At 72.8% G+C, this 25,441-nt stretch carries 24 protein-coding genes and 1 pseudogene; 11 read left to right on the forward strand and 14 right to left on the reverse strand.

Annotated elements, in window-relative coordinates:
- Positions 1–72: 72 nt before the first annotated feature.
- The 5 genes from gndA to zapE all read left to right on the forward strand — a co-directional run bounded on the left by gndA (position 73) and on the right by zapE (position 5,470).
- Entirely contained in the window at positions 73–1,509 is a 1,437-nt protein-coding gene (gene gndA, locus AC0QU1_RS09905) for an NADP-dependent phosphogluconate dehydrogenase (RefSeq protein WP_483576222.1), read from the forward strand.
- A complete protein-coding gene (locus tag AC0QU1_RS09910; RefSeq protein ID WP_483576223.1) occupies positions 1,506–2,810 on the forward strand; it encodes a carboxylate--amine ligase in 1,305 nt (434 codons plus the stop codon). Before gndA ends, AC0QU1_RS09910 begins: the two co-directional genes overlap by 4 nt.
- Before the next feature lie 240 nt (positions 2,811–3,050).
- On the forward strand, positions 3,051–3,512 hold the full coding sequence (locus AC0QU1_RS09915; RefSeq protein ID WP_483576224.1) for a DUF805 domain-containing protein: 462 nt from the start codon (positions 3,051–3,053) through the stop codon (positions 3,510–3,512).
- A 195-nt stretch (positions 3,513–3,707) separates the two neighbouring features.
- Complete coding sequence (locus AC0QU1_RS09920) at positions 3,708–4,370, forward strand: SDR family oxidoreductase (RefSeq protein WP_483576225.1); 663 nt, start codon at positions 3,708–3,710, stop codon at positions 4,368–4,370.
- A gap of 53 nt (positions 4,371–4,423) precedes the next feature.
- Entirely contained in the window at positions 4,424–5,470 is a 1,047-nt protein-coding gene (gene zapE / locus AC0QU1_RS09925; RefSeq protein ID WP_483576226.1) for a cell division protein ZapE, read from the forward strand.
- A gap of 72 nt (positions 5,471–5,542) precedes the next feature.
- Here zapE and AC0QU1_RS09930 read toward each other — a convergent pair whose 3' ends face one another.
- The 3 genes from AC0QU1_RS09930 to glgX all read right to left on the reverse strand — a co-directional run bounded on the left by AC0QU1_RS09930 (position 5,543) and on the right by glgX (position 10,438).
- Entirely contained in the window at positions 5,543–6,403 is an 861-nt protein-coding gene (locus AC0QU1_RS09930; protein WP_483576227.1) for a PPK2 family polyphosphate kinase, read from the reverse strand.
- A 56-nt stretch (positions 6,404–6,459) separates the two neighbouring features.
- Positions 6,460–8,217, reverse strand: coding sequence for an alpha-amylase family protein (locus AC0QU1_RS09935; protein ID WP_483576228.1), 1,758 nt, complete (start codon positions 8,215–8,217; stop codon positions 6,460–6,462).
- Between the two features lie 70 nt (positions 8,218–8,287).
- Positions 8,288–10,438, reverse strand: coding sequence for a glycogen debranching protein GlgX (glgX, locus tag AC0QU1_RS09940; RefSeq protein WP_483576229.1), 2,151 nt, complete (start codon positions 10,436–10,438; stop codon positions 8,288–8,290).
- A gap of 141 nt (positions 10,439–10,579) precedes the next feature.
- On the opposite strand from glgX, the gene AC0QU1_RS09945 reads away from it, so the two are divergent.
- Positions 10,580–10,825, forward strand: a complete 246-nt coding sequence (locus tag AC0QU1_RS09945; RefSeq protein WP_483576230.1) for a hypothetical protein — start codon at positions 10,580–10,582, stop codon at positions 10,823–10,825.
- Positions 10,826–10,882: 57 nt separating this feature from the next.
- On the opposite strand, the gene AC0QU1_RS09950 is transcribed toward AC0QU1_RS09945, so the two are convergent.
- The 5 genes from AC0QU1_RS09950 to AC0QU1_RS09970 all read right to left on the reverse strand — a co-directional run bounded on the left by AC0QU1_RS09950 (position 10,883) and on the right by AC0QU1_RS09970 (position 14,827).
- Positions 10,883–11,158 (reverse strand): hypothetical protein, encoded by a 276-nt coding sequence (locus AC0QU1_RS09950; RefSeq protein ID WP_483576231.1) that lies wholly within the window; start codon positions 11,156–11,158, stop codon positions 10,883–10,885.
- A gap of 140 nt (positions 11,159–11,298) precedes the next feature.
- On the reverse strand, positions 11,299–12,468 hold the full coding sequence (locus tag AC0QU1_RS09955) for a cystathionine gamma-synthase (protein WP_483576232.1): 1,170 nt from the start codon (positions 12,466–12,468) through the stop codon (positions 11,299–11,301).
- 30 nt (positions 12,469–12,498) lie between these two features.
- Complete coding sequence (locus tag AC0QU1_RS09960) at positions 12,499–13,866, reverse strand: cystathionine beta-synthase (RefSeq protein WP_483576233.1); 1,368 nt, start codon at positions 13,864–13,866, stop codon at positions 12,499–12,501.
- Between the two features lie 139 nt (positions 13,867–14,005).
- Complete coding sequence (locus AC0QU1_RS09965) at positions 14,006–14,329, reverse strand: DUF2277 domain-containing protein (protein WP_483576234.1); 324 nt, start codon at positions 14,327–14,329, stop codon at positions 14,006–14,008.
- Between the two features lie 123 nt (positions 14,330–14,452).
- The gene (locus AC0QU1_RS09970) at positions 14,453–14,827 is read right to left on the reverse strand and encodes a TetR/AcrR family transcriptional regulator C-terminal domain-containing protein (RefSeq protein WP_483616496.1); all 375 of its coding nucleotides are present in this window, start codon (positions 14,825–14,827) and stop codon (positions 14,453–14,455) included.
- A gap of 125 nt (positions 14,828–14,952) precedes the next feature.
- On the opposite strand from AC0QU1_RS09970, the pseudogene AC0QU1_RS09975 reads away from it, so the two are divergent.
- From AC0QU1_RS09975 to gap, 4 genes and pseudogenes are all read left to right on the forward strand, one after another.
- Positions 14,953–15,141: pseudogene (locus AC0QU1_RS09975) on the forward strand (FAD-dependent monooxygenase); the annotation flags it as partial.
- Between the two features lie 376 nt (positions 15,142–15,517).
- On the forward strand, positions 15,518–15,823 hold the full coding sequence (locus tag AC0QU1_RS09980) for a hypothetical protein (RefSeq protein ID WP_483576816.1): 306 nt from the start codon (positions 15,518–15,520) through the stop codon (positions 15,821–15,823).
- A 69-nt stretch (positions 15,824–15,892) separates the two neighbouring features.
- The gene (locus AC0QU1_RS09985) at positions 15,893–16,849 is read left to right on the forward strand and encodes a GlxA family transcriptional regulator (protein WP_483576235.1); all 957 of its coding nucleotides are present in this window, start codon (positions 15,893–15,895) and stop codon (positions 16,847–16,849) included.
- A gap of 135 nt (positions 16,850–16,984) precedes the next feature.
- Positions 16,985–17,983, forward strand: coding sequence for a type I glyceraldehyde-3-phosphate dehydrogenase (gap, locus tag AC0QU1_RS09990; protein WP_483576236.1), 999 nt, complete (start codon positions 16,985–16,987; stop codon positions 17,981–17,983).
- A gap of 156 nt (positions 17,984–18,139) precedes the next feature.
- Here gap and AC0QU1_RS09995 read toward each other — a convergent pair whose 3' ends face one another.
- Positions 18,140–18,577 (reverse strand): protein-tyrosine phosphatase family protein, encoded by a 438-nt coding sequence (locus AC0QU1_RS09995; protein ID WP_483576237.1) that lies wholly within the window; start codon positions 18,575–18,577, stop codon positions 18,140–18,142.
- Between the two features lie 193 nt (positions 18,578–18,770).
- Between AC0QU1_RS09995 and AC0QU1_RS10000 the strand changes: the two genes are divergently transcribed.
- The gene (locus AC0QU1_RS10000; RefSeq protein WP_483576238.1) at positions 18,771–19,640 is read left to right on the forward strand and encodes an SDR family NAD(P)-dependent oxidoreductase; all 870 of its coding nucleotides are present in this window, start codon (positions 18,771–18,773) and stop codon (positions 19,638–19,640) included.
- Positions 19,641–19,757: 117 nt separating this feature from the next.
- Here AC0QU1_RS10000 and AC0QU1_RS10005 read toward each other — a convergent pair whose 3' ends face one another.
- The 5 genes from AC0QU1_RS10005 to AC0QU1_RS10025 form a co-directional block, all read right to left on the reverse strand.
- Positions 19,758–21,404 carry a beta-1,3-glucanase family protein gene (locus AC0QU1_RS10005; protein ID WP_483576239.1) on the reverse strand — a complete coding sequence of 549 codons (1,647 nt, stop codon included), beginning with the start codon at positions 21,402–21,404 and terminating at the stop codon, positions 19,758–19,760.
- Positions 21,405–21,537: 133 nt separating this feature from the next.
- Positions 21,538–22,611, reverse strand: coding sequence for an LLM class flavin-dependent oxidoreductase (locus AC0QU1_RS10010; protein ID WP_483576240.1), 1,074 nt, complete (start codon positions 22,609–22,611; stop codon positions 21,538–21,540).
- A gap of 51 nt (positions 22,612–22,662) precedes the next feature.
- Positions 22,663–23,472 (reverse strand): ABC transporter ATP-binding protein, encoded by an 810-nt coding sequence (locus tag AC0QU1_RS10015; protein WP_483576241.1) that lies wholly within the window; start codon positions 23,470–23,472, stop codon positions 22,663–22,665.
- Positions 23,448–24,302 (reverse strand): ABC transporter permease, encoded by an 855-nt coding sequence (locus tag AC0QU1_RS10020; RefSeq protein WP_483576242.1) that lies wholly within the window; start codon positions 24,300–24,302, stop codon positions 23,448–23,450. Before AC0QU1_RS10020 ends, AC0QU1_RS10015 begins: the two co-directional genes overlap by 25 nt.
- The gene (locus AC0QU1_RS10025) at positions 24,299–25,402 is read right to left on the reverse strand and encodes an ABC transporter substrate-binding protein (RefSeq protein ID WP_483576243.1); all 1,104 of its coding nucleotides are present in this window, start codon (positions 25,400–25,402) and stop codon (positions 24,299–24,301) included. The genes AC0QU1_RS10020 and AC0QU1_RS10025 overlap by 4 nt, the downstream gene beginning before the upstream one ends.
- Positions 25,403–25,441: the final 39 nt, after the last annotated feature.

A 25,441-nucleotide genomic window follows, 5' to 3' on the forward strand; every position in this document is an offset into this window, starting at 1 on the left:
TAGGCTGGCTGCGGGCCGCGGCGTGCGCAGCGCGGATGCGGGCCCAGTTCCCACTTCAGAAGGAGCACGAACGTGTCAGGCACAGCACAGATCGGCGTCACCGGGCTGGCGGTGATGGGTCGCAACCTCGCGCGGAACTTCGCACGGCACGGGTACACGGTGGCGGTTCACAACCGTTCGTACGCCCGGACCGAGTCGCTGGTCGCGGAGCACGGCGACGAGGGCACCTTCGTGCCCAGCGAGTCGATGGCGGACTTCGTCGCCTCGCTCGAGCGGCCGCGCAAGGTGGTCATCATGGTCAAGGCCGGCGGCCCCACCGACGCCGTCATCGACGAGCTGGTGCCCCTCCTTCAGGAGGGCGACATCGTGGTCGACGCCGGTAACGCGCACTTCCCGGACACCATCCGGCGCGAGGCCGCCCTCAAGGAGCACGGCCTGCACTTCGTGGGCACCGGCGTGTCCGGCGGCGAGGAGGGCGCGCTGAACGGCCCGTCGATCATGCCGGGTGGCACCCCCGAGTCGTACGAGTCGCTCGGCCCCATCCTCGAGGACATCTCCGCCAAGGTGGACGGCGTCCCGTGCTGCACCTATGTGGGGTCCGACGGCGCAGGGCACTTCGTCAAGATGGTGCACAACGGCATCGAGTACGCCGACATGCAGCTCATCGCCGAGGCGTACGACCTGCTGCGCAAGGGGCTCGGCGCCTCGGCGGCGGAGATCGGCGAGATCTTCGCGCAGTGGAACACGGGCGACCTGGAGTCGTTCCTCATCGAGATCACGGCCGACGTGCTCAAGCACACCGACGCCGAGACGGGCCAGGCGTTCGTCGACGTCGTGCTGGACCAGGCCGAGCAGAAGGGCACGGGCCGCTGGACCGTGCAGAACGGCCTGGACCTCGGTGTGCCCATCACGGGCATCGCGGAGGCCACGTTCGCCCGCTCCCTGTCTGGCTCGGTGCCGCAGCGCGCCGCGGCCCGCGCGGCCCTGCCCGCGCACGCCCAGGAGTGGGAGGTCAAGGACCGCGACGCGTTCGTCGAGGACGTGCGCCAGGCCCTCTACGCCTCGAAGGTCGTGGCCTACTCGCAGGGCTTCGACCAGATCGCTGCGGCCGCCGCCGAGTACGGCTGGGACATCGACCGGGGCGCGATGGCCCGGATCTGGCGCGGGGGCTGCATCATCCGTGCGCGGTTCCTGAACCGGATCACCGAGGCGTACGAGCGCGAGGCGGACCTGCCCCTGCTGCTCGCGGACCAGTACTTCACCGACGCCGTCGCGAGCGGCCTGCCCGCGTGGCGCCGCATCGTGGCCGGCGCGGCCCAGAACGGCGTGCCGACGCCCGCGTTCTCCTCGTCGCTCGCGTACTACGACGGCGTCCGCGCCGAGCGGCTGCCCGCCGCCCTCGTGCAGGCGCAGCGCGACTTCTTCGGCGCGCACACCTACAAGCGCACCGACCGCGAGGGCACGTTCCACACCGACTGGTCCGGCGACCGCACGGAGGCCGAGGCGTGAGGAGCTTCCCCGCGGACAAGGGGCCGGTGGACGGCGGCGGGGAGATCCCCGTCCCGAAGATGTTGGTGGTGGGGATAGGCGGCGACGTCGGGATGTACGCCCTGGTGCGCGCGTTCCACGAGCAGTACGGCACCCACGCGGTGGTGCTGTCAAAGGTCGCCACCCGGGCGATGCAGGACTCGGCGATCGCCGAGAACGTCGTGGTGCCGGGCCTGGACGAGCTGGACGTGTTCCTCTCGACGCTGGAGGGCATCGCGCAGCAGCACCGGGACAAGGTGCTCGTGCTGCTGACCAACGCGGACTGGCACGTGCGCACGGTGATCCTGCACCGGGAGCGGCTGGAGGCGGCGGGCTACGTGCTGCCGTACCCGTCGCTGCCGGTCCTGGAGCAGGTGAGCAGCAAGGAGGGGTTCGCGGACGTCTGCGACCGGCTCGGCATCCCCACGCCGCGCACGGTGGCGGTCGACGTCGCCAAGCTGGTGGCCGACGGCGGCCGCGCCGCGGTGCCCGCTCTCGAGGTGGACCTGCAGTACCCGGTGGTCGGCAAGCCGTCCAACAGCGCCGAGTGGTACTACGTGGACTTCCCGGGCAAGGCGAAGATCCACCACATCGACTCGCGCGCCGAGCTGGACGAGCTGCTGGGCCACCTCGCGGACGCGGGCTACCCCGGCACGTTCCTGGTGCAGGAGTTCATCCCGGGCGACGAGACCCAGATGCGGTCGCTCACCGCGTACCGCGACACGACGGGCGAGGTGACCCTGCTGGCCACCGGCCGGGTGCTGCTGGAGGAGCACACGCCGGGCACGCTCGGCATCCCGGCCGCGATCCTGGTGGAGCCGTACGACGACGCCATGGACGCGGCGACGAGGTTCCTGGACACGACCGGCTACGTGGGCTTCGCCAACTTCGACTACAAGCTGGACCCGCGCACGGGCAAGCACGTGTATTTCGAGGTGAACCCGCGCATCGGGCGGAACAACTACTACGTGACGGCGGGCGGCGCCAACGTGGCCCGCGTGCTCGTGGAGGACTGGGTGCTGCACCGCCCGATCCGCCCGGTGCGGGCCGTGCGCGAGGTGCTGTACACGGTGGTGCCCTTCGGCCTGCTGACCAGGTACGTCCTGGACCCGGAGCTGAAGAGCCGGCTCAAGGCGCTCCGGTCGAGCGGCGCCGTGACCAACCCCCTCAAGTACGACGGCGACTCGGGGCTCAAGCGCCGGCTCATCGTCGAGGGAATCACACAGAACTACCGCCGCAAGTACGCCCAGTACTACCCGGAGCCGACGGCGACGGGTTACTGATCCCACTGCTCCCCGCGCGGGGATAGTGGGCAGGCGAGGTCGGCACTTCGCATCGAGATCGGTCCAGGCCTGGACCGATCTCGATGCGAAGTGCCGACTTTGTGCTTCCTGCCGGTGGCCCAGGCTCCGCATGGGGAGTTCTGCCCTCTTTTGGCCTTGTGCATTGTGCTGTGAGCCGGGACACTATGTGCGCAATTGCTGGATATTTTCAGCACAAAACGTGAGAGAGGCTTCTTCCTGATGTCGTTCATCGAGTCCATCCGGACCGTGCTGACCAAGTACGCGGTGTTCAACGGGCGCGCCCAGCGCTCGGAGTTCTGGTGGTACTACCTGGCGTACGGGATCGTCCTCACGGTCCTCTACGTGGCCCTCATCGCGCCGGGCTACGGTGCCTACATGGCGGACACCCTGGAGTACTCCATGGCGGGCGACCCGACCGCGCCGATGCCGACCATGCCCGGCTCCCTGGTGACCGGCTACCTCATCACCTCGCTCGTCAGCCTCGCGCTCCTCCTGCCGACGCTCGGCGTCGCGGTGCGTCGTCTGCACGACACCGACCGGTCCGGGTTCTGGTACTTCCTCTCCTTCATCCCGGTCGTCGGCATCATCATCCTGATCGTGTGGTGGGCCGGCGCCGGTACGCCCGGCCCGAACCAGTACGGCCCCGACCCGCGGGCCGTGGAGCAGGCGCCCGCCGTCTGACGTCCGCCGGAACCGCTCGCGCGGAACCGCCCTGGGTCTGCCGCCCTCGCCCGAGGGCGGCAGACTCTTCGTCCCGTCGCCGCGGGCCGCCGTCGTCCCGCCCGGCGCCGCGGACCCTTCGTTGCGCCCGGCGCCGCGGACCCTTCGTTGCGCCCGGCGCCGCGGGCCGCCGTCGGCCTGCCCTACCCTGTGCGGGTGAACAGCCTGCGCCCGGTCCTCGTCGTCGGCGCGAGCGGGTACCTCGGCAGCCGGGTCGCGCGCGGCCTGGCCGCTGCCGGGCGCCCCGTGCTCGCCGCGTCGCGGTCGCCGAGGCCGCTCGACGGCGACGACGGCGGCCCCGTCGTGCCGGTCGTCTACGCCACCCCCGCCACCCTGCCCGACGCCGTCCGCGCCGCCTGCGCCGACGCCGGCTGGGCGCCGCCCGGCGCCGTCGTCGCCTCGATCGGCGGCTGGCACAAGGGCGCGCCCCTGCTGGAGACCGACCCGACCCTCTGGTCCGCGACGCTGGCCTCCCACCTCACCGCGCACCTCGACGTCGCGCGCGCCCTCGTGCCGCTGCTGGCCCCGGGCGACCCGTACGTCGTGCTCAACGGGGCCGCGTCCCGCGAGGCCATGGCGGGCTCCGGCGCGATCAGCGTGACCGGGGCAGGGCTGGCGATGCTGGTGCAGGTGCTGCGGCTGGAGGCGGCCCAGCGGCCCGCCGGCGCCGTGCGCTTCCACGAGCTGGTCGTGGACCACGCCGTCGCGGGGGACGACCGCAACGAGGACCCGGCCCAGACCCGCACCCCGGCCCAGGTGGTCGAGGCCCTCGGTGAGCTGCTCGACCAGCCCGGCGCACCCGCCGTCGTACACGTGTGACGTTGCTCTCGTGGCCCGCGCGGGGCCGCGGGCCGCCGGTAATCTTCTGCCTCGTGACAGTCGCCACCACCACCGGCAACCAGACCCTCCGGACCGCCCTGAGCGCGGTCCGACCGCAGGTCCCCGTCGACCGGCTCGTCACAGACCTGGTGCCGCCGCGCCACTTCGCGCAGGCCCGCTTCGCGACCTACCGCGCCAACCCGGCCCACCCCAGCCAGGGCCGCGCGCTGGCCCGCCTCCAGGAGGTGGCCCAGCAGATCGCGGCGCCGCGGCGCGGCCTGTTCGCCCGCCGCCCGGCCGCCCCGGCGGTCTACCTCGACGGCGGCTTCGGCGTCGGCAAGACCCACCTGCTCACCTCCCTGGCCCATGCGGTCGGCGAGGCCCTCGGCCCCGACAAGGCCGCGTACGGCACGTTCGTCGAGTACACGAACCTCGTCGGGGCGCTCGGGTTCCTCCCGACCGTCGAGGCGCTCGCGGCCAAGAAGCTGGTCTGCATCGACGAGTTCGAGCTCGACGACGCGGGCGACACCACCCTCATGTCGCGGCTCATGCGCGAGCTCGCCGACCGCGGCGTCGCGCTCGCCGCGACGTCGAACACGCTGCCCGACGCGCTGGGCGAGGGCCGCTTCGCCGCGCAGGACTTCCAGCGCGAGATCAAGGCCCTGGCCGACCGGTTCGAGACCCTGCGGGTCGACGGCGACGACTACCGCCGCCGCGACGTCGTCACCGACCTCGAACCACTGACCGAGGACGAGGTCGCGGCCGCGGCGGCCCGCCCCGGCGCGACGCTCGACACGTTCGACGACCTGCTCGCGCACCTCGCCACCGTGCACCCCAGCCGCTACGGCGCGCTGCTCGACGGCGTCTCCGTGGTCGCGCTGACCGGCGTGCACCCGGTGACGGCGCAGGAGGTGGCGCTGCGCCTCGTGGTGCTCGTGGACCGCCTCTACGACCGGGACGTGCCCGTGCTGCTCGGCGGCTCGGGGGACACGAGCGGCCTGTTCACGCCCGAGATGCTCGCGGGCGGCTACCGCAAGAAGTACTTCCGGGCGCTGTCCCGCCTGGGCTCCCTGGCCCGGGAGGGGCGCAAGCTCGTCTGACCGGCCCCGCCGGGCTTCGTCGTCCTGCCAGGTTCCCGGCGACCAAGCCCCAGCGGCCCGGCCCAGCCGGGCTCAGCTCGCCGCGAGCCGCGCCTTCTCCTGCTCGACGTCGAAGTCGGCGGGCGGCCAGCCCAGGTCCAGCGACCGCAGGGCGCCGGCCAGCAGCTCGGTGACCGCGAGGCGGGCGTACCACTTCCGGTCCGCCGGCACGGCGTACCAGGGCGCGACCTCGGTGGAGGTCCGGTCCAGCAGCTCCTGGTACGCCGCGAGGTACTGCGGGAGCTTGCTGCGCACGTCGATGTCGCCCGGGTTGTACTTCCAGTGCTTGTCCGGCCGGTCGAGGCGCTCGGCCAGGCGCTTCTTCTGCTCGTCGGCCGACACGAAGAGCGCCACCTTCACGATCACGGTGCCCGACGCCGCCACCTGGGCCTCGAAGTCGTTCAGCTCGCGGAAGTGCTTGCGCCAGGTCTTCACCGGCTCCAGCCGGTCCACCCGGACCACCAGCACCTGCTCGTGGTGCGACCGGTCGAACACGCCGAGGTAGCCCGGGCGGGGGAGCGCGTTGCGGATCCGCCACAGGTACCCGTGCTCCTGCTCCTCCCGCGTGGGCACGCCGAACCCCTTGTGCATCACGCCCTGCGGGTCGACCATGCCCACGACGTGCCGCACGATCCCGCCCTTGCCGGACGTGTCCAGGCCCTGCAGCACGAGCAGCACCGACCGGTCGCCGCCGGTGCGGCCGTGCGCGAAGAGGCGCTCCTGCAGGTCGGCGAGCTCGGGGGCGCGGGCGGCCAGGAGGCTCTCGCCGTCGGCGCGCTTGCCCGCCCACCCGGGCGTGGCCGCCTGGTCCATGGCGCCCAGGTCGGTGCCCCGCACCCAGCGCAGCGCGTCCTGCGCCGGGGTCTTCCACAGCTTCTCGGGCTTCGTCGCCATCGGTGCCTCCTCCGTGCGGCCGGCCGCGGCCGGTCTGAGGAGCCAAGGCTCCCAGGTCAGCCGCTCGCGCGCAGCACGGCGGTCATCCGGGGCGGGACCGTCAGCGTGTCGCCCACCAGGCGCGTGGCGCCCGGCTCCCACGCGGCCGCGAGCCGGAACGCGCCGGGCAGGGGAGCCTTGACCGCGCCCTCGGCGGGCCGCAGCAGGCTCCCCAGGCGCAGGGCGGCCAGGCCGTGGCCCGTGTTGAGGATGAACGCCAGGCTGCCCCGCAGCACCGCGAGCACGGAGTGGTCGGCCGTGGACCGGACCTCCAGCGGGAGGTCCAGCTCGTCGGTGATCTCGTGGCGGATGGTGATCAGCTCGCGCGCCCAGCGAACCAGGCGCTGCTCGTTCGGATTGTGCTGGACCACCGGCACGTGCACCGTGTCCAGCACCAGCGGGTTGCCCGCGAGGATGACGGTGGCGAGCACGCTGGCCCTGATGTCGACGTCGTCCACGCCGAGCAGCGCGGTGGCGGGGCTCTCCTCGCCCGCCCACGGCACGGTGAGCTGCGCGGCGGGGAGCCGCGTGATGTCCTCGACCACGCTCGCGCCCGCGCGCACACGGCTGCGCCGCCCGCCGTTCTGCCGGGTGGCCCGGCGGACCGACGGGTGCACCAGGTCGGCGAGCATCTGCAGCGCCTGGATGTCCTCGGTCCGGCCGGGGCCGGACAGCATGCGCAGCAGGATGGTGGTGAGCCGGTCGCTGCGGCCGGGGCCGTCCACCAGCAGGCTGAACCGGCGCTCGAGCTGCTCGCCCAGGCCGACGACGTAGTCGGCCAGCTCGCCGAGGAACGGCGTGGGCGAGCGGTCCACCAGCGCGTCGACGTCGAGCACCAGGCCGTCCAGGTGGTACTCGCGCAGCCAGTGCCGCGCGTCGTCGACGAGGAAGTCGCGCGGGCCGCGGCTGCCGCTGCCGTCGAGGTTGATGCGGTCGCCCACGTAGTCGGTGCGGACCGTCGGGGCGGACGGCACCTTGCCGGCCCGCGTGCCGATCGTCGGGTTCTGGCCGGTGCGGAGCTGGATGGGCCCGGTGCGCGGCCGGTCCAGCGGGACCTGACCGGTCCGCGGCCGCATCGCCTGCAGGGCGTGCTCGCCGGCGTCGCCGACGTCGGGCCGCGGGGCGCGCGGCCGGCCGCCGCCGCTGCGGTACGGGCCGTAGGCCTCCAGCCCCAGCTCGTCGGCCACCGACCAGCGGTAGGGGATGTCCAGCACGACGGCGAGGCGAGCGGCGTGCGCGGCGTCGACGAACCGCTGGAGCGCGCGCGGGCCGCCGTACGGCTCGTGCACCGAGTAGAGGCGGACGCCGCGCGCGGGGCCGAGCGCCGGGTCGAACGCGGCCACGGGCGCTAGCTCCACCCCGTGGATGCCGAGCTCCGCGATGACCGGCAGCAGCTCCGCGGCGGCGTCGAGCGTGCCGGCCGGGGTGAACGTCTCGACGTCCACGTGCATGAGCACGCTCGTGGAGAGGTCGGGCGGGGACCACGTGCCGTCGGTCCACTCGAAGGCCGGGTCGAACACGCGCGTGGGCCCGTGGATGCCCTGTGGCAGCCAGACGCTGCGCGGGTCGGGCAGCAGGGGCCCGCCGTCCACGGAGTAGCCGTAGTCGGTGCCGTGCCCGAGCACGCTGTCGGCGCCCCAGTAGCCGGGCTCGCCCGCGCCCACGAGGCGCAGCGGCATGTGCTCCGGCTCCTCGTAGGGGTCGTAGGGCACGAGCACCTCGATGATCCGGGCACGCGGCGCCCACACCACCGGTCTCGGCCCGGGAACAGGCATGTCAGGCCCTGGTCGGGGCGGTGGTGTGGTCCCTCCGGCTCCACTCCTCGGTCCGGTCACGGCGGACAGCCTAGCCCGGTGTCCCGGATGGGCGAGTCAGTACGACGACGCTGCGGCCCGTCACCGTGAGACCGGTACCGGCCGCCAGCACCGTCCCCGGCTCCGCGCTGCCGTCGGTGTCGAGCACCACGGTCCACTCCGCGCCGTAGGAACCGGGCGGCAGGGTGAAGCCCAGCGCGTCGGAATGGGCGTTGAGCAGCAGCAGGAACGAGTCGTCGACCACCGCCTCGCCCCGCCGTCCGGTCTCCGTGATCGCGTCGCCGTTGAGGAAGACGGTGACCGTCCTCGCGTACGCCTGGTGCCAGTCGGTGTCGTCCATGCGGGCACCCGTCAGGTCGAGCCACTCGATGTCGGCGGGGCCGCCGGCGGCCTCCGGTGCGACCTTGCCGTCGAAGAACCGGCGGCGGTGCAGGATCGGGTGGTCGCGGCGCAGCCGGACGGCGTGCCGGGCGAACTCCAGCAGCGCGGCGCGCTCCTTGTCGAGCCCGTCCGGCCCGCCCCAGTCCACCCAGGTGAGCTCGTTGTCCTGGCAGTAGGCGTTGTTGTTGCCGTGCTGGGTGCGCCCGAGCTCGTCGCCGTGCGCGATCATCGGCACGCCCTGGCTCAGCAGGAGGGTGATCAGCAGGTTGCGGCGCTGCCGGGCGCGCAGCTCGGTCACCGCCGGGTCGTCGGTAGGGCCCTCGACGCCGCCGTTCCAGGACCGGTTGTAGTTCTCGCCGTCCTTGTTCTCCTCGCGGTTCGCCTCGTTGTGCTTCTCGTTGTACGACGTCAGGTCGGCGAGCGTGAAGCCGTCGTGGGCCGTGACGAAGTTGATGGACGCGCTGGGCATCCGGCCGCTGTGCTCGTACAGGTCGCTGGACCCGGTCAGACGGGAGGCGAACTCCGGCAGGGTGGCCGGCTCGCCGCGCCAGAAGTCGCGGACGGTGTCCCGGTAGCGGCCGTTCCACTCGGTCCACAGGGGTGGGAAGCCGCCCACCTGGTAGCCGCCGTCGCCCAGGTCCCAGGGCTCGGCGATCAGCTTGACCTGGGAGATCACCGGGTCCTGGTGCACGATGTCGAAGAACGCGCTCAGCCGGTCCACCTCGTGGAACTGCCGGGCCAGCGTGGCCGCCAGGTCGAAGCGGAAGCCGTCGACGTGCATCTCCTCGACCCAGTACCGCAGCGAGTCCATGATGAGCTGCAGCACGGCGGGGGAGCGCATGAGCAGCGAGTTGCCCGTGCCGGTGGTGTCGAAGTAGTGCGCCTCGTCGCCGTCGACCAGCCGGTAGTAGGCGGCGTTGTCGATGCCGCGGAAGCCGAGGGTGGGGCCCAGGTGGTTGCCCTCGGCCGTGTGGTTGTAGACGACGTCGAGCAGCACCTCGATGCCGGCCTCGTGCATCGCCTTGACCATGGCCTTGAACTCCATGACCTGCTCGCCGCGCCTGCCGTAGCCCGCGTAGCCGTTGTGCGGGGCGAAGAACCCGATCGTGTTGTAGCCCCAGTAGTTCGTCAGGCCCTTGGCCCGCAGGGACGGGTCGGTCACGAACTGGTGCACCGGCATGAACTCGATGGCGGTGACGCCGAGGCTCGTGAGGTGCTCGATCACCGCCGGGTGCGCCAGCCCGGCGTAGGTGCCGCGCAGCTCCTCCGGGACGTCCGGGTGGCGCATGGTCAGGCCCCTGACGTGCGCCTCGTAGATCACCGTCTCGTTGTACGGCGTGGCCGGCGGGCGGTCGTGGCCCCAGTCGAAGAACGGGTTCACCACCACGGACACCATGGTGTGGCCCCGTGAGTCGGAGGGCTCCGGTGTGGTGCCCTTCGTGGCCTGGCCGACGTCCGAGAACGGGTAGGAGAACAGGGACGGGTCGCCGTCGAGGTCGCCGTCCACGGCCTTGGCGTACGGGTCCAGCAGGAGCTTGGCCGGGTTGCAGCGGTGGCCCGACGCCGGGTCGTACGGCCCGTGCACGCGGTAGCCGTACCGGGTTCCCGGGCCGACGCCGGGCAGATAGACGTGCCACACGTGCACGTCGGTCTCGGTGACCTCGATGCGGGTCTCGGTGTCGTCGTCGGCCAGGAGGCACAGCTCGACGCGCTGTGCGACCGACGAGTAGAGCGCGAAGTTGGTGCCCGTACCGTCGAACGTCGCGCCGAGCGGGTACGGGCGCCCTGGCCAGGTCTGCATCGGACGATCATCACACCCCCGCGGGGCGCGTGGGGGGAGATCTGCGTGCTGGGCGTGCCGTCGCCGTGGAGGCTTGGCGGGGATTCGAAATACTGTGCCAAGCGCGTGCGTGCAACCCCCGGTTCCTGCGAGGATGAGACCATGATCACGGGGGAGCCCCAGTCCGCCGCCGACCCTGCCGATCCGGTCCCGACCGATCTGATCGACGAGTCGAACGCCTTCTACGCACGCATCGCGCCGCCGGCCGCCCGCCGCGCCGCAACCCGCCGCGGCCTGCTCGGCGGCGGTGACGTCTCCAAGGCGCCGCGCAACCTCGCCGGCTGCGAGCTCGACCCGATCTCGGGGGCGTCGAGCGGTGTGTCCTGGGACGACCCGGACGAACTCTGAGCCCGGCTCCGCCGGGCGGCCGCCGTGCCGGGCGGCCGCCGTGCCGGGCGGCCGCCGTCAGCGGGGCAGCCGGCCCGGGTCGACCGGGATGAGGCGCGGCATGCCCGGCGGCGCCACCTTGCTCAGCGCGAGGTAGCGCGCCTCCGCGCGGTGCAGGCGGATGTGCTCGTCGAGCGACCAGTGCGGTCCGTTCGTCAGCGTCATGCCGCAGGAACAGTCGATCTCCTCGCGGTCGCCGGGCAGGTTCCGGACCAGGCCGACGGTGACGTGGGAGGCGCGGGCGTCGGCCTTGGCGCGGTGCATGACGGCGCTGACGGGGGCATGTTCGGTCACGCCTGCCAGGCTAACCGCCCGGATACTGCTGGAGAGCCCGTGAGATCTGGTGTTGGCGCTGAGATCTGGTGGCGCACCACCAGATCTCAGCGCGAACACCAGATCTCAACGTCTATGTCAGGTTCCCTGACGATCGACCGTCAGGCCGGGATGCGGTCCAGGGCCTGCTCGACGTCGTCCAGGAGGTCCGTCACGTCCTCCAGGCCCACCGACAGGCGGACGATCGACGGCGGGACCTCAGCCTCCGTGCCCCGCACCGACGCGTGGGTCATCTCGCTCGGGTAGTTGACCAGCGACTCCACGCCGCCGAGCGACTCGGCCAGCAGGAACACCCGCATGGACTCGGCGAACGTGCGGGCGGCCGCCTCCCCGCCCGCGAGGTCGAGCGAGATCATGCCGCCGAAGCGCGACATCTGGTGCGCGGCGACCTTGTGCCCCGGGTGGTCGGGCAGGCCCGGGTAGAGCACGCGGGCCACGGCCGGGTGGTGCACCAGGCGCTCGGCGAGCGTCTGGGCGTTCTCGGAGTGCCGCTGCATCCGCACGGCGAGGGTCTTGATGCCGCGCGTGGTGAGGAACGCGTCGAACGGGCTAGACACGGCGCCCGCGGCGAACTGCACGTACCGCACCTGTTCGGCGAGCTCGCCGCCGCCGTCCGCCACGACGACGGCGCCGCCGACGACGTCCGAGTGCCCGCCGAGGTACTTGGTGGTGGAGTGCACCACGACGTCGGCGCCGAGGTCGAGGGGGCGCTGCAGGGCGGGGGAGGCGAACGTGTTGTCCACGACCAGGAGCAGGCCGTGCTGGTGCGCCAGCTCGGCCAGCGCGGGGATGTCGCTGATCTTCATCAGCGGGTTCGACGGCGTCTCGACCCACAGCATCTTGGACTCGGGCCGGATCGCGGCGCGCACGGCGTCGACGTCGGCCGTGTCGACGGTCGTGTGCGCGACGCCCGACTTCCCGTGGATGGTGCGGACCAGGCGGTGCGTGCCGCCGTAGACGTCGTTCGGCACGAGCACGTGGTCGCCGGGCGCGAGCACGGCCCGCAGCAGGGCGTCCTCGGCGGCGAGGCCGGAGGCGAACGAGATGCCGCTGCCGCCGCCCTCGATGGCGGCGAGCTGCTCCTCCAGGGCCGTCCGGGTGGGGTTGCCGCCACGCGAGTACTCGTACCCGCCGCGCAGCCCGCCGATGCCGTCCTGCGCGTAGGTGGAGGTGACGTGGATCGCGGGGATCGCGTCGCCCGTCGTGGGGTCGGGGTGCTGGCCCGCGTGGATGGCGAGCGTGTCGAACCGGCTCGTTCGTTCGTCGGTCATGGTCGTCTCTCTTCGAAGGTGTGCGTGCGGTCAGACCGCGAGGTAGTCGAGCAGGTCGGAGCGGGAGACCACGCCGAGGGCCTTGCCGCCGTCGGTCACGAGCAGGGCCGTGTCGGAGGCGAGCGCGGTGCGCAGCGCCCCCACGGGCTCGTTGACGCCGATGAGCGGCAGCGGCGTGCCGACGAGGCCGCCCACCTCGTCGGAGAGGTTCGCCTTGCCGGCGAACACGTCGTCGAGCAGCTCGTTCTCGTGCACGGCGCCGGCGATCTCGCCGAGCACCACCGGTGGCTCCGCCGTGAGCACGAGGAGCTGCGAGACGCCGGAGCGGGTCATCCGGTCGATCGCGTCGCGCACCGTGTCGGTCCGGTGCACGTACAGCAGTGGCGGCGTGCGGTCGGCCTTGGCGGCCAGCACGTCGGCGACGGTGTGGTCCTCGATGGCGGGCGAGAACCCGTAGGACCGCATCCAGGCGTCGTTGAAGATCTTGCCGAGGTACCCGCGGCCGCCGTCGGGCAGCAGGACCACCACGACGGCGTCCTCGGTCAGGTCGCGTGCCGCCTTCAGGGCGGCGACCACGGCCATGCCGCTGGAGCCGCCCACGAGGATGCCCTCCTCGCGCGCGAGGCGCCGGGTCATCGCGAAGGACTCGGCGTCGCTCACGGCGATGACCTCGTGCGGCACGGACGGGTCGTAGGCGGACGGCCAGAAGTCCTCGCCCACGCCCTCGACGAGGTACGGGCGGCCGGTGCCGCCCGAGTAGACCGAGCCCTCGGGGTCGGCGCCGATGATGCGCACGCGGTCGCCCGAGACCTCGCGCAGGTACCGGCCGGTGCCGGTGATGGTGCCGCCCGTGCCGACACCCGCGACGAAGTGGGTCACCCGGCCCTCGGTGTCGCGCCAGATCTCGGGACCGGTGGTCTCGTAGTGCGAGCGCGGGCCGTTGGGGTTGGAGTACTGGTCGGGCTTGAAGGCGCCCGGGATCTCGCGCACCAGCCGGTCGCTCACCGAGTAGTACGACTCGGGGCTGTCCGGGGCGACGGCGGTGGGCGTCACCACAACCTCTGCGCCGTAGGCGGTCAGGACGTTGCGCTTGTCCTCCCCCACCTTGTCCGGCAGCACGAAGATGCAGCGGTACCCGCGCTGCTGGGCCACGAGCGCGAGGCCGACGCCGGTGTTGCCGGAGGTGGGCTCGACGATGGTCCCGCCGGGGCGGAGCTTGCCCTCGCGCTCGGCCGCCTCGATGATGCGCGCGGCGATGCGGTCCTTGGACGAGCCGCCGGGGTTGAGGTACTCGAGCTTGACGAGCACGGTCGCCTGCGTGACGCCCTCGGTCACTCGGTGGAGCCGGACGAGCGGGGTGTTGCCGACGAGGTCTACGACGGAGTTGACGTACTGCACCTGTTCATCTTCCTGTTTCTGGCCGCGCCGCGCCGAGCGCGGGCGACAGGGCTGTGTCGACGACGTGTCAGTGACAGCAACAGGAGAGGTGTGCGAGCACGCCGCAACTGTAGCGGCGGGTCCCGCTCAGTGCGAGTGTTCAGTGCGAGTGCGCGATGCCCAGCTCGTGCATCCGCTCGTGCTCCTCGCGTTCCTTGATGCGCTGGGCGATGCGCGCCTGCACCTCCGCGCGGCGCAGCGGCGGCACGGTCTTGGGCGGCTGACGGCGTTCGGGCAGGTCGTCGAGCAGACGCGTGACGATCTCCGCGATCTCCCGCGTGGCCTGCTCCACCGGCTCGCGGGTGGCGTCGCTGACCTTCGTCACGCCCGTGACCTTGCGCACGAACTGCAGGGCCGCTGCGGTGATCTCCTCATCGGTGGCGGGCGGTTCGAGCCCGCGCAGCGTGGTGATGTTTCGGCACATGCTCCGACCGTACGCCGGACGGCGGGCGGGCGGGAGGCTCGGTCCGGGGCCGCGGCCGCGCGGCGCGTCGGACGTCAGGCGGTCGGCCGTATAGCAAAAAATGCTATATCGATCACTCGCGGATCAGTCCGTGCCGTCCAGGAACACCGCGTACCCGTCCAGCAGGCGGGCCAGGCCGAACTCGAAGAGCGAGTCGAGCGTGAGGTCGATGTCGGTCGACGTGACCGCGGCGACCTGGGGGTAGCGGCGCGGGTCGGCGGCGGCCCGCAGGTCGGGCAGGGTCCGGTCCATCCACTCCTCGTCGGTCAGGCCGTCGTCGCGGCGGGCCAGCTCCGCCGGCTCGATGCCCACCCCGAGGCCGCGTACGAGCTGGAAGACCGACACCGCCAGGTGCATGCGGGTGTCGACGTCGAGCCGGCGGCCGGGCAGGTCGCCGAACGCGGACAGCAGCGCCTCGGTGTGCATCAGTCCGTGCGGCACCACCTGCGGCCGCGTCATGGACATGACGTGCGCGGCCCAGGGGTGGTGCTGGAACGCGCCTACCTACTGATTTACCCAGCATAGGGCGCTGCGTACGGTGTACGAAACCTCAGCCCAAGAACCTCGTGTACCAGGGAGCAGCCATGACCCACGTCCTCGTCTCCGGCGCCAGCGTCGCCGGACCAGCCCTCGCGTTCTGGCTCCGCCGGTACGGCATCGACGTCACCGTCGTCGAGCGCGCGCCCCGTCCCCGGCCCGGCGGCCAGGGCATCGACATCCGTGGCGCCGCCCGGACCGTCGTCGACCGGATGGGCATCACCGACCAGGTGCGCGCCGCCCACACCGGCGTGCACGGGATCGCGTACGTCGACGCCGCCGGGCGCCGCGGCGTGGAGCTGCCGGCCGAGCTGTTCGGCCACTCGGGCGGCGTGATCGCCGACCTCGAGATCCTGCGCGGCGACCTCATGCGGATCGTCATGGACGCCGCCGACGGCGTCGTGGTCGCCTTCGAGCGGTCCGCACGGCGCCGGTTCGACGCCGTGGTGGGGGCGGACGGCGTCTTCTCCACGACCCGGCGCCTGGCGTTCGACGGCGCGTGGCGGGCCGTGGACTCCGGGTACCACCGGGCCGTGTTCGTTCACCGCCGAGCCGGGCGGCGCGGACGGCGAGGACTCCTTCGGCCTGGACGGCTGGGAGCTGCTCTACTCGATGCCGGCGGGCAACGGCGTCGGCGGGCGCAACGTGCTGCTGTACCCGGCGCACGGCGGTGCGCGCGGGATGGTGCACTTCGCGGGCGACGCCGTGGACTACGACCGGCGCGACATCGCCGGGCAGAAGCAGCTCCCGGGTGGGGTGCGGGGCTTCCTGCCGCCCACGACGTTCGAGATCAGGGCGCGGATGGCGGTGATGGGCGTGCTGCTCCGGACGCCGCTCGCGCGCCTGATGATGGGCGGCATCGACCAGGCGGTCGACGCGATCGACCTCCCGGACTACACGCGGCTCGCGGTGCGGTAGCCCGTCCCGACCCCTGCCGTGGTCAGTCGGGGAGAGGGGCGACGGCGAAGCGGCCTAGGATCACATGGCGTGACCGCGTCGAGCCGGAAGAACCATCAGATCGCCGTCCTCGTGCTGGAGGGTGCTAAGCCGCTCGACGTCGGCATCCCCGCGCAGGTGTTCTCCAACCGGCCGAGCATGCCCTACGAGGTGCGGGTCTGCGGCGCGGCGCCGGGGCTGGTCACCGGGGGCGACGGCCTCTCGTACCACGTCGCCGAGGGGCTGGCGGCGCTCGAACGCGCCGACACCGTGTTCGTCCCCGGGTACCGGACGCCGGCGGCGGCCGACCCGCCGGGCGTCGTCGTCGACGCGCTCAAGGCCGCCCACGCGCGCGGGGCGCGGCTCGCGGCCATCTCGACCGGGGCGTTCGCGCTCGCGGCGACCGGCCTGCTCGACGGCAAGCGCGCGACGACCCACTGGCACTACACGAAGGCGCTGCGCGAGCGGTACCCGCGCGTGCAGGTGGACGAGAACGTGCTGTTCGTGGACGAGGGCGGGGTGCTCACGTCGGCCGGAGCGGCGTCCGGCATCGACCTCTGCCTGCACCTGGTGCGGCGTGACCACGGCGTCGGGCTCTCCAACCACGTGGCCCGACGGCTCGTGGCCGCGCCGTACCGCAGCGGGGGACAGGCCCAGTACGTGCCGCGCAGCGTGCCCGAGCCGCTCGGCGACCTGTTCGCGGACACCCGCGAGTGGGCGCTCGCGCACCTCGCCGAGCCGCTGACCCTGGAGGCGCTCGCGCGCAACGCGCGGGTCTCCGCGCGCACGTTCTCGCGGCGGTTCGTCGAGGACACCGGCTACACGCCGATGCAGTGGGTCCTCCGGGCGCGTGTGGACCTGGCGCGTGAGCTGCTGGAACGCAGCGACCTGGGCGTCGAGCAGATCGCGCACCGGGTGGGGCTCGGCACCGCGGCCAACCTGCGGCTGCACTTCCACCGGATCCTCGGCACGTCCCCCACGGAGTACCGGCACACGTTCTCGGCGTGAGCCACGGGGCGTGGCGGGATCCTTGCGGGTGGTGGCGAAAGGTCTGGCGGTATCCTTGCGGGTGATGGCGTTCGAGCCGCTGTCGGGCGGCCCGCCCGACCGCCGAGCATGGGGACGACGAAAGGAAAGCCCTCGATGACTCGCATCGCCATCAACGGATTCGGCCGTATCGGACGCAACTCCCTGCGCGCCCTGCTGGAGCGCGGCAGCGACCTCGACGTGGTCGCCGTCAACGACCTCACCGCCCCGGAGTCCCTGGCCCACCTGCTCAAGTACGACAGCGCGCTCGGCCGCCTCGGCCGCTCCGTCGAGGTCGACGGCGACGAGCTCGTCGTGGACGGCCGGCGCATCAAGGTGCTCGCCGAGCGCGAGCCCGCCAAGCTGCCGTGGGCGGAGCTCGGCGTGGACATCGTGCTGGAGTCCACCGGCCGCTTCACCTCGGCCGACGCCGCCCGCGCGCACCTCGACGCCGGCGCCAGGAAGGTGCTGGTCAGCGCCCCGTCGGCCGGCGCCGACGTCACCCTCGCCTACGGCGTGAACACCGACGCCTACGACCCGGCCGAGCACGTGATCGTCTCGAACGCGTCGTGCACCACCAACGCGCTGGCCCCGCTGGCGTCCGTGCTGGACGACCTGGCCGGCATCGAGCACGGTTTCATGACCACGGTGCACGCCTACACCCAGGAGCAGAACCTCCAGGACGGCCCGCACCGCGACCTGCGCCGCGCCCGCGCGGCCGCCGTCAACATCGCGCCGACGACGACGGGCGCGGCCAAGGCCATCGGCCTGGTGCTGCCGAACCTCAACGGCAAGCTGTCCGGCGACTCGATCCGCGTGCCGGTGCCGGTGGGCTCCCTCGTGGAGCTGAACACCACGGTCTCGCGCGAGGTGACCCGCGACGACGTGCTCGCGGCTTACCGCACCGCGGCCGAGGGCAGCCTCAAGGGCATCCTCGACTACTCCGACGAGCCGCTGGTCTCCAGCGACATCACCGGCCAGCCGGCGTCGGCGGTCTTCGACGCGGCCCTGGTGCGCGTGGACGGCAAGCACGTCAAGGTCGTGGCCTGGTACGACAACGAGTGGGGCTTCTCGAACCGCGTGATCGACACGCTGGAGCTGCTCGCACGCGACTGAGCGGTCCAGCGGCTGAGCGGTCCAGGCTGCCCCTGGCGCGATGTGATCCGGGGCCCGCGGTCCAGGGTGCAGTTTCCTCGCGGGGCCCTGTTGCTGTGGGTGGACAGTGTCTACGTGCCGCAACAGGGCCCCGCGAGGAAGTCGTTCCCGAGACCCTCAGGACGTGAGGGCGGCGGCCACGCTCTCGACCCATCGGCGCTGGCCCCGGGTCTCCACCGCCCGCGGGTGGTAGTGCGCGCGCACCCAGGCCACGGCGTCGTCGGGCGCCACGCCGCTCATGACCACGAGGACGGCCAGCGCCGTGCCCGTCCGGCCGACCCCGCCTCCGCAGGCGATCTCGACCCGCTCCGTCTCCGCGCGTGCGTGGGCCTCCCGTAGCGCGGCCACTGCCGCGTCGGTCGAGTCGGGCAGGCGGAAGTCGCGCCAGCGGACCCACCGGTACTCCCGGTCGGGTATCCGCGGGTCCCGGCCGAGCAGGTAGACCGCGAAGTCCGGTACAGGGACGTCCCGGCGCGGACGGCGCAGCCCGGTGCCGCGGACGCGTCGCCCGTCGGGGAGCTCGACGACGCCGTCGGTCATGTCCCATCGGCCCATCCGCCCAGCCTAGTGAGCCGGGCGGGCCGCTGAGCGCCGCGTTCGCCGCCGACGGACACGCCCCCAACGGACACGCCCCCGACGGACAGGTGTGGGTCCCGGACCGGGTGATCGAGCTCGGGCGCGACTGGTTGACACCGTCTACCGCCCATGCCTAGGGTTGACGATGTCAACCTAGTCGGAGGGGATCACCATGCCGAGAGCAATCGTGACGGGCGCGACGTCGGGGATCGGAGAGGCCATCGCCCGCCGTCTGGCCGCCGAGGGGCTGACCGTGGTCCTGGTCGGGCGGGACGCGGGCCGTCTCGACGGGGCGCGCGGCCGGATCGAGGCGGCGGTCCCGGGCGCGGACCTGCTCGCGGAGCGGGCCGACCTGTCGCTGCTCGCCGAGGTGCGCGACCTCGCCGCGCGGCTGATCGCGCAGCCTGCGCCCGACGTCGTGGTGAGCAACGCCGCGGTGATCGCGCCGGTCGGTGACCGCACTCCGGAGGGGCTGCAGCTCACGCTGGCGACCAACCACCTGGCGCCCTACCTGCTCCTGCGTTCGCTGGCCGAGGTGCCGAACCCGAGCCCGGCCCGGTACGTCATCGTCGGCGCGGACCCGGGCGGGCTGGCGCGCGTGCCGGTCAACCTGGACGACCTCACCGACAGCCGCGGCGGCCCGCTGCGCGACTTCGCCACCTATGCCCGCACCAAGAACATGAACGCGATGTTCGGGTACGCCCTGGCGCGGCGCCTGGCCGGCACCGGCATCACCGTCAACGGCGCGCACCCCGGGATCATCAAGGAGACCCACCTCGGCCTGGAGGCCGGCTGGGCGGTCCGCCTGCTGGGCAGGGCGTTCCGCCCGGTCTCCGGCCGCCCGGACGACGGCGCGGACAACCCCGCCTGGCTGGCCACCGCCCCGGACGTCGCGGGCGTGACCGGCCGGTACTACGTGCGGCGCCGCGCGGTGGCGACCGCCCCGCATACCACCGACGTCGCCCGCTGCGACCGGCTCTGGGACCTCAGCGCGGACCTGGTGGGGCTGGACCGCCGTCCGGCCCGGCCCGTGCGGGGCTGACGCGAGTATCGGAGACCCCGAACCGGACGACCCCGGACGACGAACGACTCCCGAACGACGAACAGCCCTCGGCCGGCATCTCCGCCGACCGAGAGCCGTCCGCTCTACGACGTGCGCTCAGAAGGTCCAGCGCTGCTCCGCCGCGCCCGAGCAGGTGCGGATCTCGAGTCGCTGGCCGTCGTGCAGGGGCAGGCCCCCGACCGCGGTCAGGCACTTGCCCGACTGCGGGTTGACCAGGGCCTGGTTGCCGGACTGGTAGGTCCAGTTCTGCGCACCGGTCCCGTTGCAGGTCCAGAGCTGTACGACGGCGCCGTCGGCGGTGCTGCCGCCCGACACGTCCATGCACCGGCCCAGCGCGCTGAGCGTGGACCCGGACCGCGTCCAGGTCTGGGCAGTGTTGCCGCTGCAGTTCACGATCTGGAGCGGGTTGCCGTCGTACGAGTCGGCCCACGGGACGTCCACGCACATGCCGTTGGCCGCGTGCACGGCGCCCGTGCCCGACGGGAGTGGGCCCGTGCCGCCACCGCCGTCGGACCCGGCGATGGGCGTCGCGGTGCCGGAGAACGGGTCGAGCTGGATGTAGGCAGCGCTCGGGTTGCCGTCGTGCACCAGCGACTCCTGCGCCAGCACGTCGTCGAACGCGAAGCCGTAGGCCTTGCCGTTCGCCATCTGCTGGTGGATGTACTTGGAGTAGTAGTCGGTCACCGACGCCTCGTAGAACCCGGACGTGCTGGTACCCGGCTGGGTGGTGCGGGTTAGCAGCGTCGAGCGGTGGAAGCCCGCGCACAGGGTGCGGGCGATGGCGCCGATGTCGTTGTTGGGCGCGGCGAGGTCGTTGTAGCAGCCGAAGATCGAGTCGCTCGACGGCTTGCGGAACTCGGTCACGTACGCGCCAGAGGCGTTGGTGAACCGCATGACGCCGTTCTGCACTCGGCCGTGGAACACCGCGGCGGGGTCGTAGGAGTAGGGCGCGACGGTCAGGGTCTCGTTCGTGTACTTGGCCCACACCTGGTCCACGTAGGACGACAGGATGTTCGGGTCGAGCTGTCCGGTGCCGATGGCGTGGCTCGGCGCCAGGACGCGGAGCAGCGACCCATCCGGGGCGCGCTGCTCGAGGTTGTTCCACCCGGGCGTGGCCTCGAGGGCGTTGACCACGTTCTGGTAGCCGTTCGGCTTGAGCATGCCGGTGCTGATCACCGTGCCGTCGCCCTTGCGCAGCCCGGTCTGGTAGGGGGCCGAGAGGAAGTCGACCTGGGTGCTGTTGATCCACAGGCCCGCGTCGTTGAGCGTGAACTCGGTCCAGGCGAACAGCTTGTTGCGGTTCGGGTCGCTCGGGTTCTGCACGGCCGGCTGGACCAGGCGGCCGTCGTTGACCACCTTGAACGCCAGCTTGCTGCCGTACGAGAAGTACACGCGGCCGGACATCTTGGGGAGCTGGATGGTCCGCGACTGCCCGTCGGCCGGGCCGGCGATCGAGGCGTCGGGCGCATCGACGGGCGTGCCGCCCACGGTGGGCCAGGGGTGGAAGGTGCCGGACGCGTCCGCCCAGCCCAGCCGGCCCGTGCCCGGGTCGCCGAGCACGTAGACGAACACCTGGTCGCCGCGTCCGGAGTCGTTGGTGATGGTCAGGGGGATCGTCGCCGGGACCGCCCTGGCGGCCGACGGCTGCGCGACGACGAGCGCCGTCGCGGTGAGGGCGAGTACGCCGAACGCGGCGACGGCGTTCAGCAGGGTGCGGAACCTGGACCTTCGAGTTCGTGACATGGGGAGAACTCCTCTTTTCCGTCGAGCACGCCGTTGTGCTTACTGGACTGTCAGTCAGCGAGACGGATATTAGTGAGGAATCCTGCCAATGTCACGAGTCGGGCGGTGGCGCTTTGTGGCGCCACCGCCGGGATCAGCCGCGGAGCAGGGGGACCAGCTCACGTCCCTGGCGCTCGATCTCGGGGAGGTATGGCGTGTCCGAGAGCACGAAGTGGGTCACGCCGAGCCCCTCGTACTTCCGCAGCGCCGCCGCGACCTCCTGCGCCGTCCCGACCAGCCACGTCGTCGCGGCGCCGCCGCCTCCGGCGCGCCCGGGCGCGGTGTACAGGATGTCGTCCAGCACGTCGCCCCGCTCCGCCAGGTCGAGCAGCCGCCGCTGCCCGACGGCGGAGCGCCTGCCCCAGCGCCGGCCGCCCGGCTGCTCGTGGTCGGCCCGTGCGGCGAGCTGCTCGACCTTCGCCTCGGCGTCGGCCCAGGCCTGCTCGGTCGTGTCCCGCACCAACGTCGTGATGCGCAGGCCGAACTCCAGGGGCGGATGCTCGCGCCCGAGCTCGGCCTCCAGGGTGCGCAGGCGGTCGATCCGCTCGGCGATGCCGTCCAGCGGCTCGCCCCAGAAGAGCTGGACGTCCGCCTCCGTGGCGGCGACGCGCTCGGCGGCCGCCGACGCGCCGCCGAAGTAGAGCCGGGGGTGGGGCCGGCCCGGCCGGGCGGCCGGCCGCAGGTCGAGCGTCGAGTCGGTGACCTGAAAGTGCTCGCCGGTGTAGGTGACCGACTCCTGGGTCCACAGCCGGCGCACGATCTGGAGGAACTCCTTGGTGCGGGCGTACCGGTGCGCCTGGTCGCCCTCGGCGTCCCCGTACGCGGCCAGGTCGTCCTGCCCCGAGACGATGTTGATCCGCACGCGCCCGCCCGACAGGTGGTCGAGCGTGGCGGCGGCCGACGCCAGGTGCGCGGGCCGCCAGTACCCCGGCCGGACCGCGATGAGCGGCTCGAACGTCGTGGTGCGCGCGGCCAGCGCCGTGGCGACGGTGAACGTGTCCGGCCGGCCCCAGCTCGTGCCGAGCAGGGCGCCGTCCCAGCCGTGCCGTTCGAGCCGGGTGGCGTGCTCGGTCAGGGTGCCGAGGCTGTTGTGCCCCGCGACGGCGTCGTCGCCGCGGTGGCCGGGGTGGGTCTGGTTGGGGATGTACCAGAGGAGGTCGTCGGCCATGTCAGGCTCCCTTCGGGGTCATGGTGTACCGGAGCTGTCCGGGGCGGTGGGTCATGGGGTGGTGTCCTTCCGGTCCAGGCCGAGCGCGTTCAGCAGCTCGGCACGCAGCGTGCGGTGCGGGTCCCGTCCGACGGCGTCCTGCGCCGCGCCGTCCGGGGTGCGGCGCTCGAGCACGATGTGCCCGGCGTCCAGGACGACGACGCGGTCGGCGAGCACTATCGCCTCGTCCACGTCGTGGGTCACCATGAGGACGGTCGGGTGGTGCCGCCGCAGCAGGTCGCGCAGCAGCTCGTGCATACGCAGCCGGGTCAGGGCGTCGAGCGCGCCGAACGGCTCGTCGGCCAGCAGCAGCTCGGGGCTGCGGGCGAGCGAGCGGGCCAGCGACACGCGCTGCTGCTCGCCGCCCGAGAGCTCGTTCGGCCACGCGCGCTCGCGCCCGGCGAGCCCGACCTCGGCCAGCGCCGCGCGCCCGGCCGCGCGGGCCTCGGCCGGGGACGCCTCGTGGCCCAGCACGACGTTGTCCAGCACGCGCGCCCACGGCAGCAGCCGCGAGTCCTGGAAGACCACGGACACGTTGCGCGGCACCTGGACCCGTCCTGACCCCGTCACGTCGTGGTCCAGGCCGGCGAGCGCCCGCAGCAGCGTGCTCTTGCCGGACCCGGACCGCCCGAGGATGGCGACGAACTCGCCGTCGGCGATCTCCAGGTCGAGGCCGTCGAGCACCCCGGCCGGCGTCCCGTAGGTCCGCACGAGGTCCCGGACGACGACGGCCGGGCGCGCGCCTGCGCCGTCGTCCCGCGGCCCGCCGTGGTCCCGCCGCCGGGCGGCGGTCTCGGTCAGTCCTCCAGCGTGCGGCGCCATGCCAGTGCCTTCCTCTGCAGCAGGCGGACGGACCAGTCGGCGGTGAAGCCGAGGACGCCGTAGACGACGAGGCCCACGAGGATGACCTCGGTCTGCCCGTAGGTGCGCGCGAGCTCCATCATGTAGCCGATCCCCGCGGTGCCGTTGACCTGCTCGACGACGACGAGCGCGAGCAGCGAGCCGGTCACCGCGAAGCGCAGGCCGAGCAGGAACCCGGGCAGGGCGCCCGGCAGCACCACGCGGGTGACGAACTGGCGGCGGCTCAGGCGCAGGGTCTCGGCGAGCTCGACGTACCGCTTGTCGATGGAGCGCAGCCCGTTGTGCGTGTGGATGTAGATCGGGATGAAGACGCCCAGCGCGATGGTGATGACCTTCATCTCCTCGCCGATGCCGAACCACAGGATGAGCAGCGGCAGGAGCGCCAGGTTGGGGATGGCGCGCTTGACCTGGATCGGCCCGTCCAGCAGCGCGTCGCCGAGCCGGCTCAGGCCGGAGGCCAGCGCGAGGGCCAGCCCCGCCGCGACGCCGAAGGCGAGCCCGAGGGCCGCGCGGGTCAGCGAGACCCTGAGGTGGTCCACGAGCTTGCCGTCCACCGCGAGCTCGACGCCGGTGGTCAGCACGGTCCACGGTGCGGTCAGGACGCGCGGGTCGATCAGCCCGGTGGCCGACCCGGCGGCCCAGACCGCCACGAGCAGGCCGATGCCGAGGCCGGCGGCCAGGGGTAGCGGCCTGCGCAGGCCGAGGCGGCGGACCGTCGGGCGTACGTCCGGGGTGTCCGCGGCCCGCTCCGGACGGACGGTGATGCCCACGGCCTGGGCGATCGCGGTCACGAGGCGCTCCAGGCCCGCTCGGCCGCCTCGCCGGCGACCGGGCCGAACCGCTCGTCGAAGAGGTCGGCGGCCCGCAGCGCCGGCCGGTCGAGCTCGGCGGCGAGCAGGTCGATGGTCTCCTGGGTGCGCTCGATCCCGTCGGTCAGGTCCGCGGGGACCTCCGGCCGGGCGGCCGTGTCGATGAGGTACTGCGCGTCCTGCTCGGTCAGCCCCTGGTCCTCGATGTAGTACTTCTCCTTCCAGAGCTCGGGGTGCTCGTAGATCCACACCCGGGCCTGGGCCCACGCGGCGACGTACTGGCGCAGCGCTGCCGCCTTGGCGGGGTCGCGCACCACGTCGGTCGGGCCGTAGAGGTGGCTGGGGTCGTCCCGCAGGCCGTGCCGAATGGACGTCGCGCCGTCGGCCGCGTACTTGTCGAGGTAGCGCAGCAGCGTGGTGCCGCCCACGGGGGCGACGTCGACCTCGCCGGCGGCGAGCGCCGTCGGGTACACGTCGCCGGTGGAGGGCAGCTCGACCAGCTCGACGTCGTCCTGGGTGAGCCCGGCTGCGCGCAGGGACTTCAGGACGAGCGCGCCCTGGGCCTGGCCGGGGCTGAACGCGATCTTCTTGCCGCGCAGGTCGGTCAGGTCGTCCAGCTCGGCGCCGGGGGCGCCCGCGAGCTCGTAGACCGGGTGCTCCTGCCAGTCCTGCCGGTACTGGGAGGCGTAGATCTGCACGTCGAGGCCGGTCCAGGAGGCGTGGATGGGCGGTATCTCGGCCACGGCGCCGAGGTCCAGCACTCCGGCGTTGAAGGCCTCGATGGTCTGCGGGCCGCCGGAGACGTTGGCCCACTCGATCTCGAAGTCGAAGTCCGTGTCGATCTCGTCGCCGGCCAGCTCGAAGGCCTTCTGCGTGGTCGGGTCGCCGACCACCAGGGTCGTGCCGGCCGGGACCTCGGTGGGCAGGGCGGCGTCGAGGGCGAGGCCGCCGTCGTCGTCGGCCCGGGCGCCGGCGGCGCAGCCGGAGGCGAGCAGCGCGACGGCGGCAGCGGCCGCCAGGGCCCTGGTTGTGTGGTGGTGGGTGATGGCGCGGGCCGCGCCGGTGGGTGTTCTGCGGGGCATGGGTCGTCCGATCGTCGGGATCCGGGTACGGCGAGTCAG

Source organism: Promicromonospora noduliphila, from assembly GCF_056951025.1.

Bases quoted from the DNA above. Each gene is read 5' to 3' on its own strand.
- AC0QU1_RS09915 (WP_483576224.1), top strand. From the start codon at position 3,051: ATGTCGTTCATCGAGTCCATCCGGACCGTGCTGACCAAGTACGCGGTG.
- AC0QU1_RS09995 (WP_483576237.1), bottom strand. From the start codon at position 18,577: ATGGGCCGATGGGACATGACCGACGGCGTCGTCGAGCTCCCCGACGGG.
- AC0QU1_RS10025 (WP_483576243.1), bottom strand. From the start codon at position 25,402: ATGCCCCGCAGAACACCCACCGGCGCGGCCCGCGCCATCACCCACCAC.
- AC0QU1_RS09980 (WP_483576816.1), top strand. From the start codon at position 15,518: ATGCCGGCGGGCAACGGCGTCGGCGGGCGCAACGTGCTGCTGTACCCG.
- AC0QU1_RS10010 (WP_483576240.1), bottom strand. From the start codon at position 22,611: ATGGCCGACGACCTCCTCTGGTACATCCCCAACCAGACCCACCCCGGC.
- gap (WP_483576236.1), top strand. From the start codon at position 16,985: ATGACTCGCATCGCCATCAACGGATTCGGCCGTATCGGACGCAACTCC.
- AC0QU1_RS10000 (WP_483576238.1), top strand. From the start codon at position 18,771: ATGCCGAGAGCAATCGTGACGGGCGCGACGTCGGGGATCGGAGAGGCC.
- AC0QU1_RS10015 (WP_483576241.1), bottom strand. From the start codon at position 23,472: ATGGCGCCGCACGCTGGAGGACTGACCGAGACCGCCGCCCGGCGGCGG.
- glgX (WP_483576229.1), bottom strand. From the start codon at position 10,438: ATGCAGACCTGGCCAGGGCGCCCGTACCCGCTCGGCGCGACGTTCGAC.
- AC0QU1_RS09935 (WP_483576228.1), bottom strand. From the start codon at position 8,217: ATGCCTGTTCCCGGGCCGAGACCGGTGGTGTGGGCGCCGCGTGCCCGG.
- AC0QU1_RS09970 (WP_483616496.1), bottom strand. From the start codon at position 14,827: ATGACGCGGCCGCAGGTGGTGCCGCACGGACTGATGCACACCGAGGCG.
- AC0QU1_RS09930 (WP_483576227.1), bottom strand. From the start codon at position 6,403: ATGGCGACGAAGCCCGAGAAGCTGTGGAAGACCCCGGCGCAGGACGCG.
- AC0QU1_RS09945 (WP_483576230.1), top strand. From the start codon at position 10,580: ATGATCACGGGGGAGCCCCAGTCCGCCGCCGACCCTGCCGATCCGGTC.
- AC0QU1_RS09965 (WP_483576234.1), bottom strand. From the start codon at position 14,329: ATGTGCCGAAACATCACCACGCTGCGCGGGCTCGAACCGCCCGCCACC.
- AC0QU1_RS09955 (WP_483576232.1), bottom strand. From the start codon at position 12,468: ATGACCGACGAACGAACGAGCCGGTTCGACACGCTCGCCATCCACGCG.
- AC0QU1_RS10005 (WP_483576239.1), bottom strand. From the start codon at position 21,404: ATGTCACGAACTCGAAGGTCCAGGTTCCGCACCCTGCTGAACGCCGTC.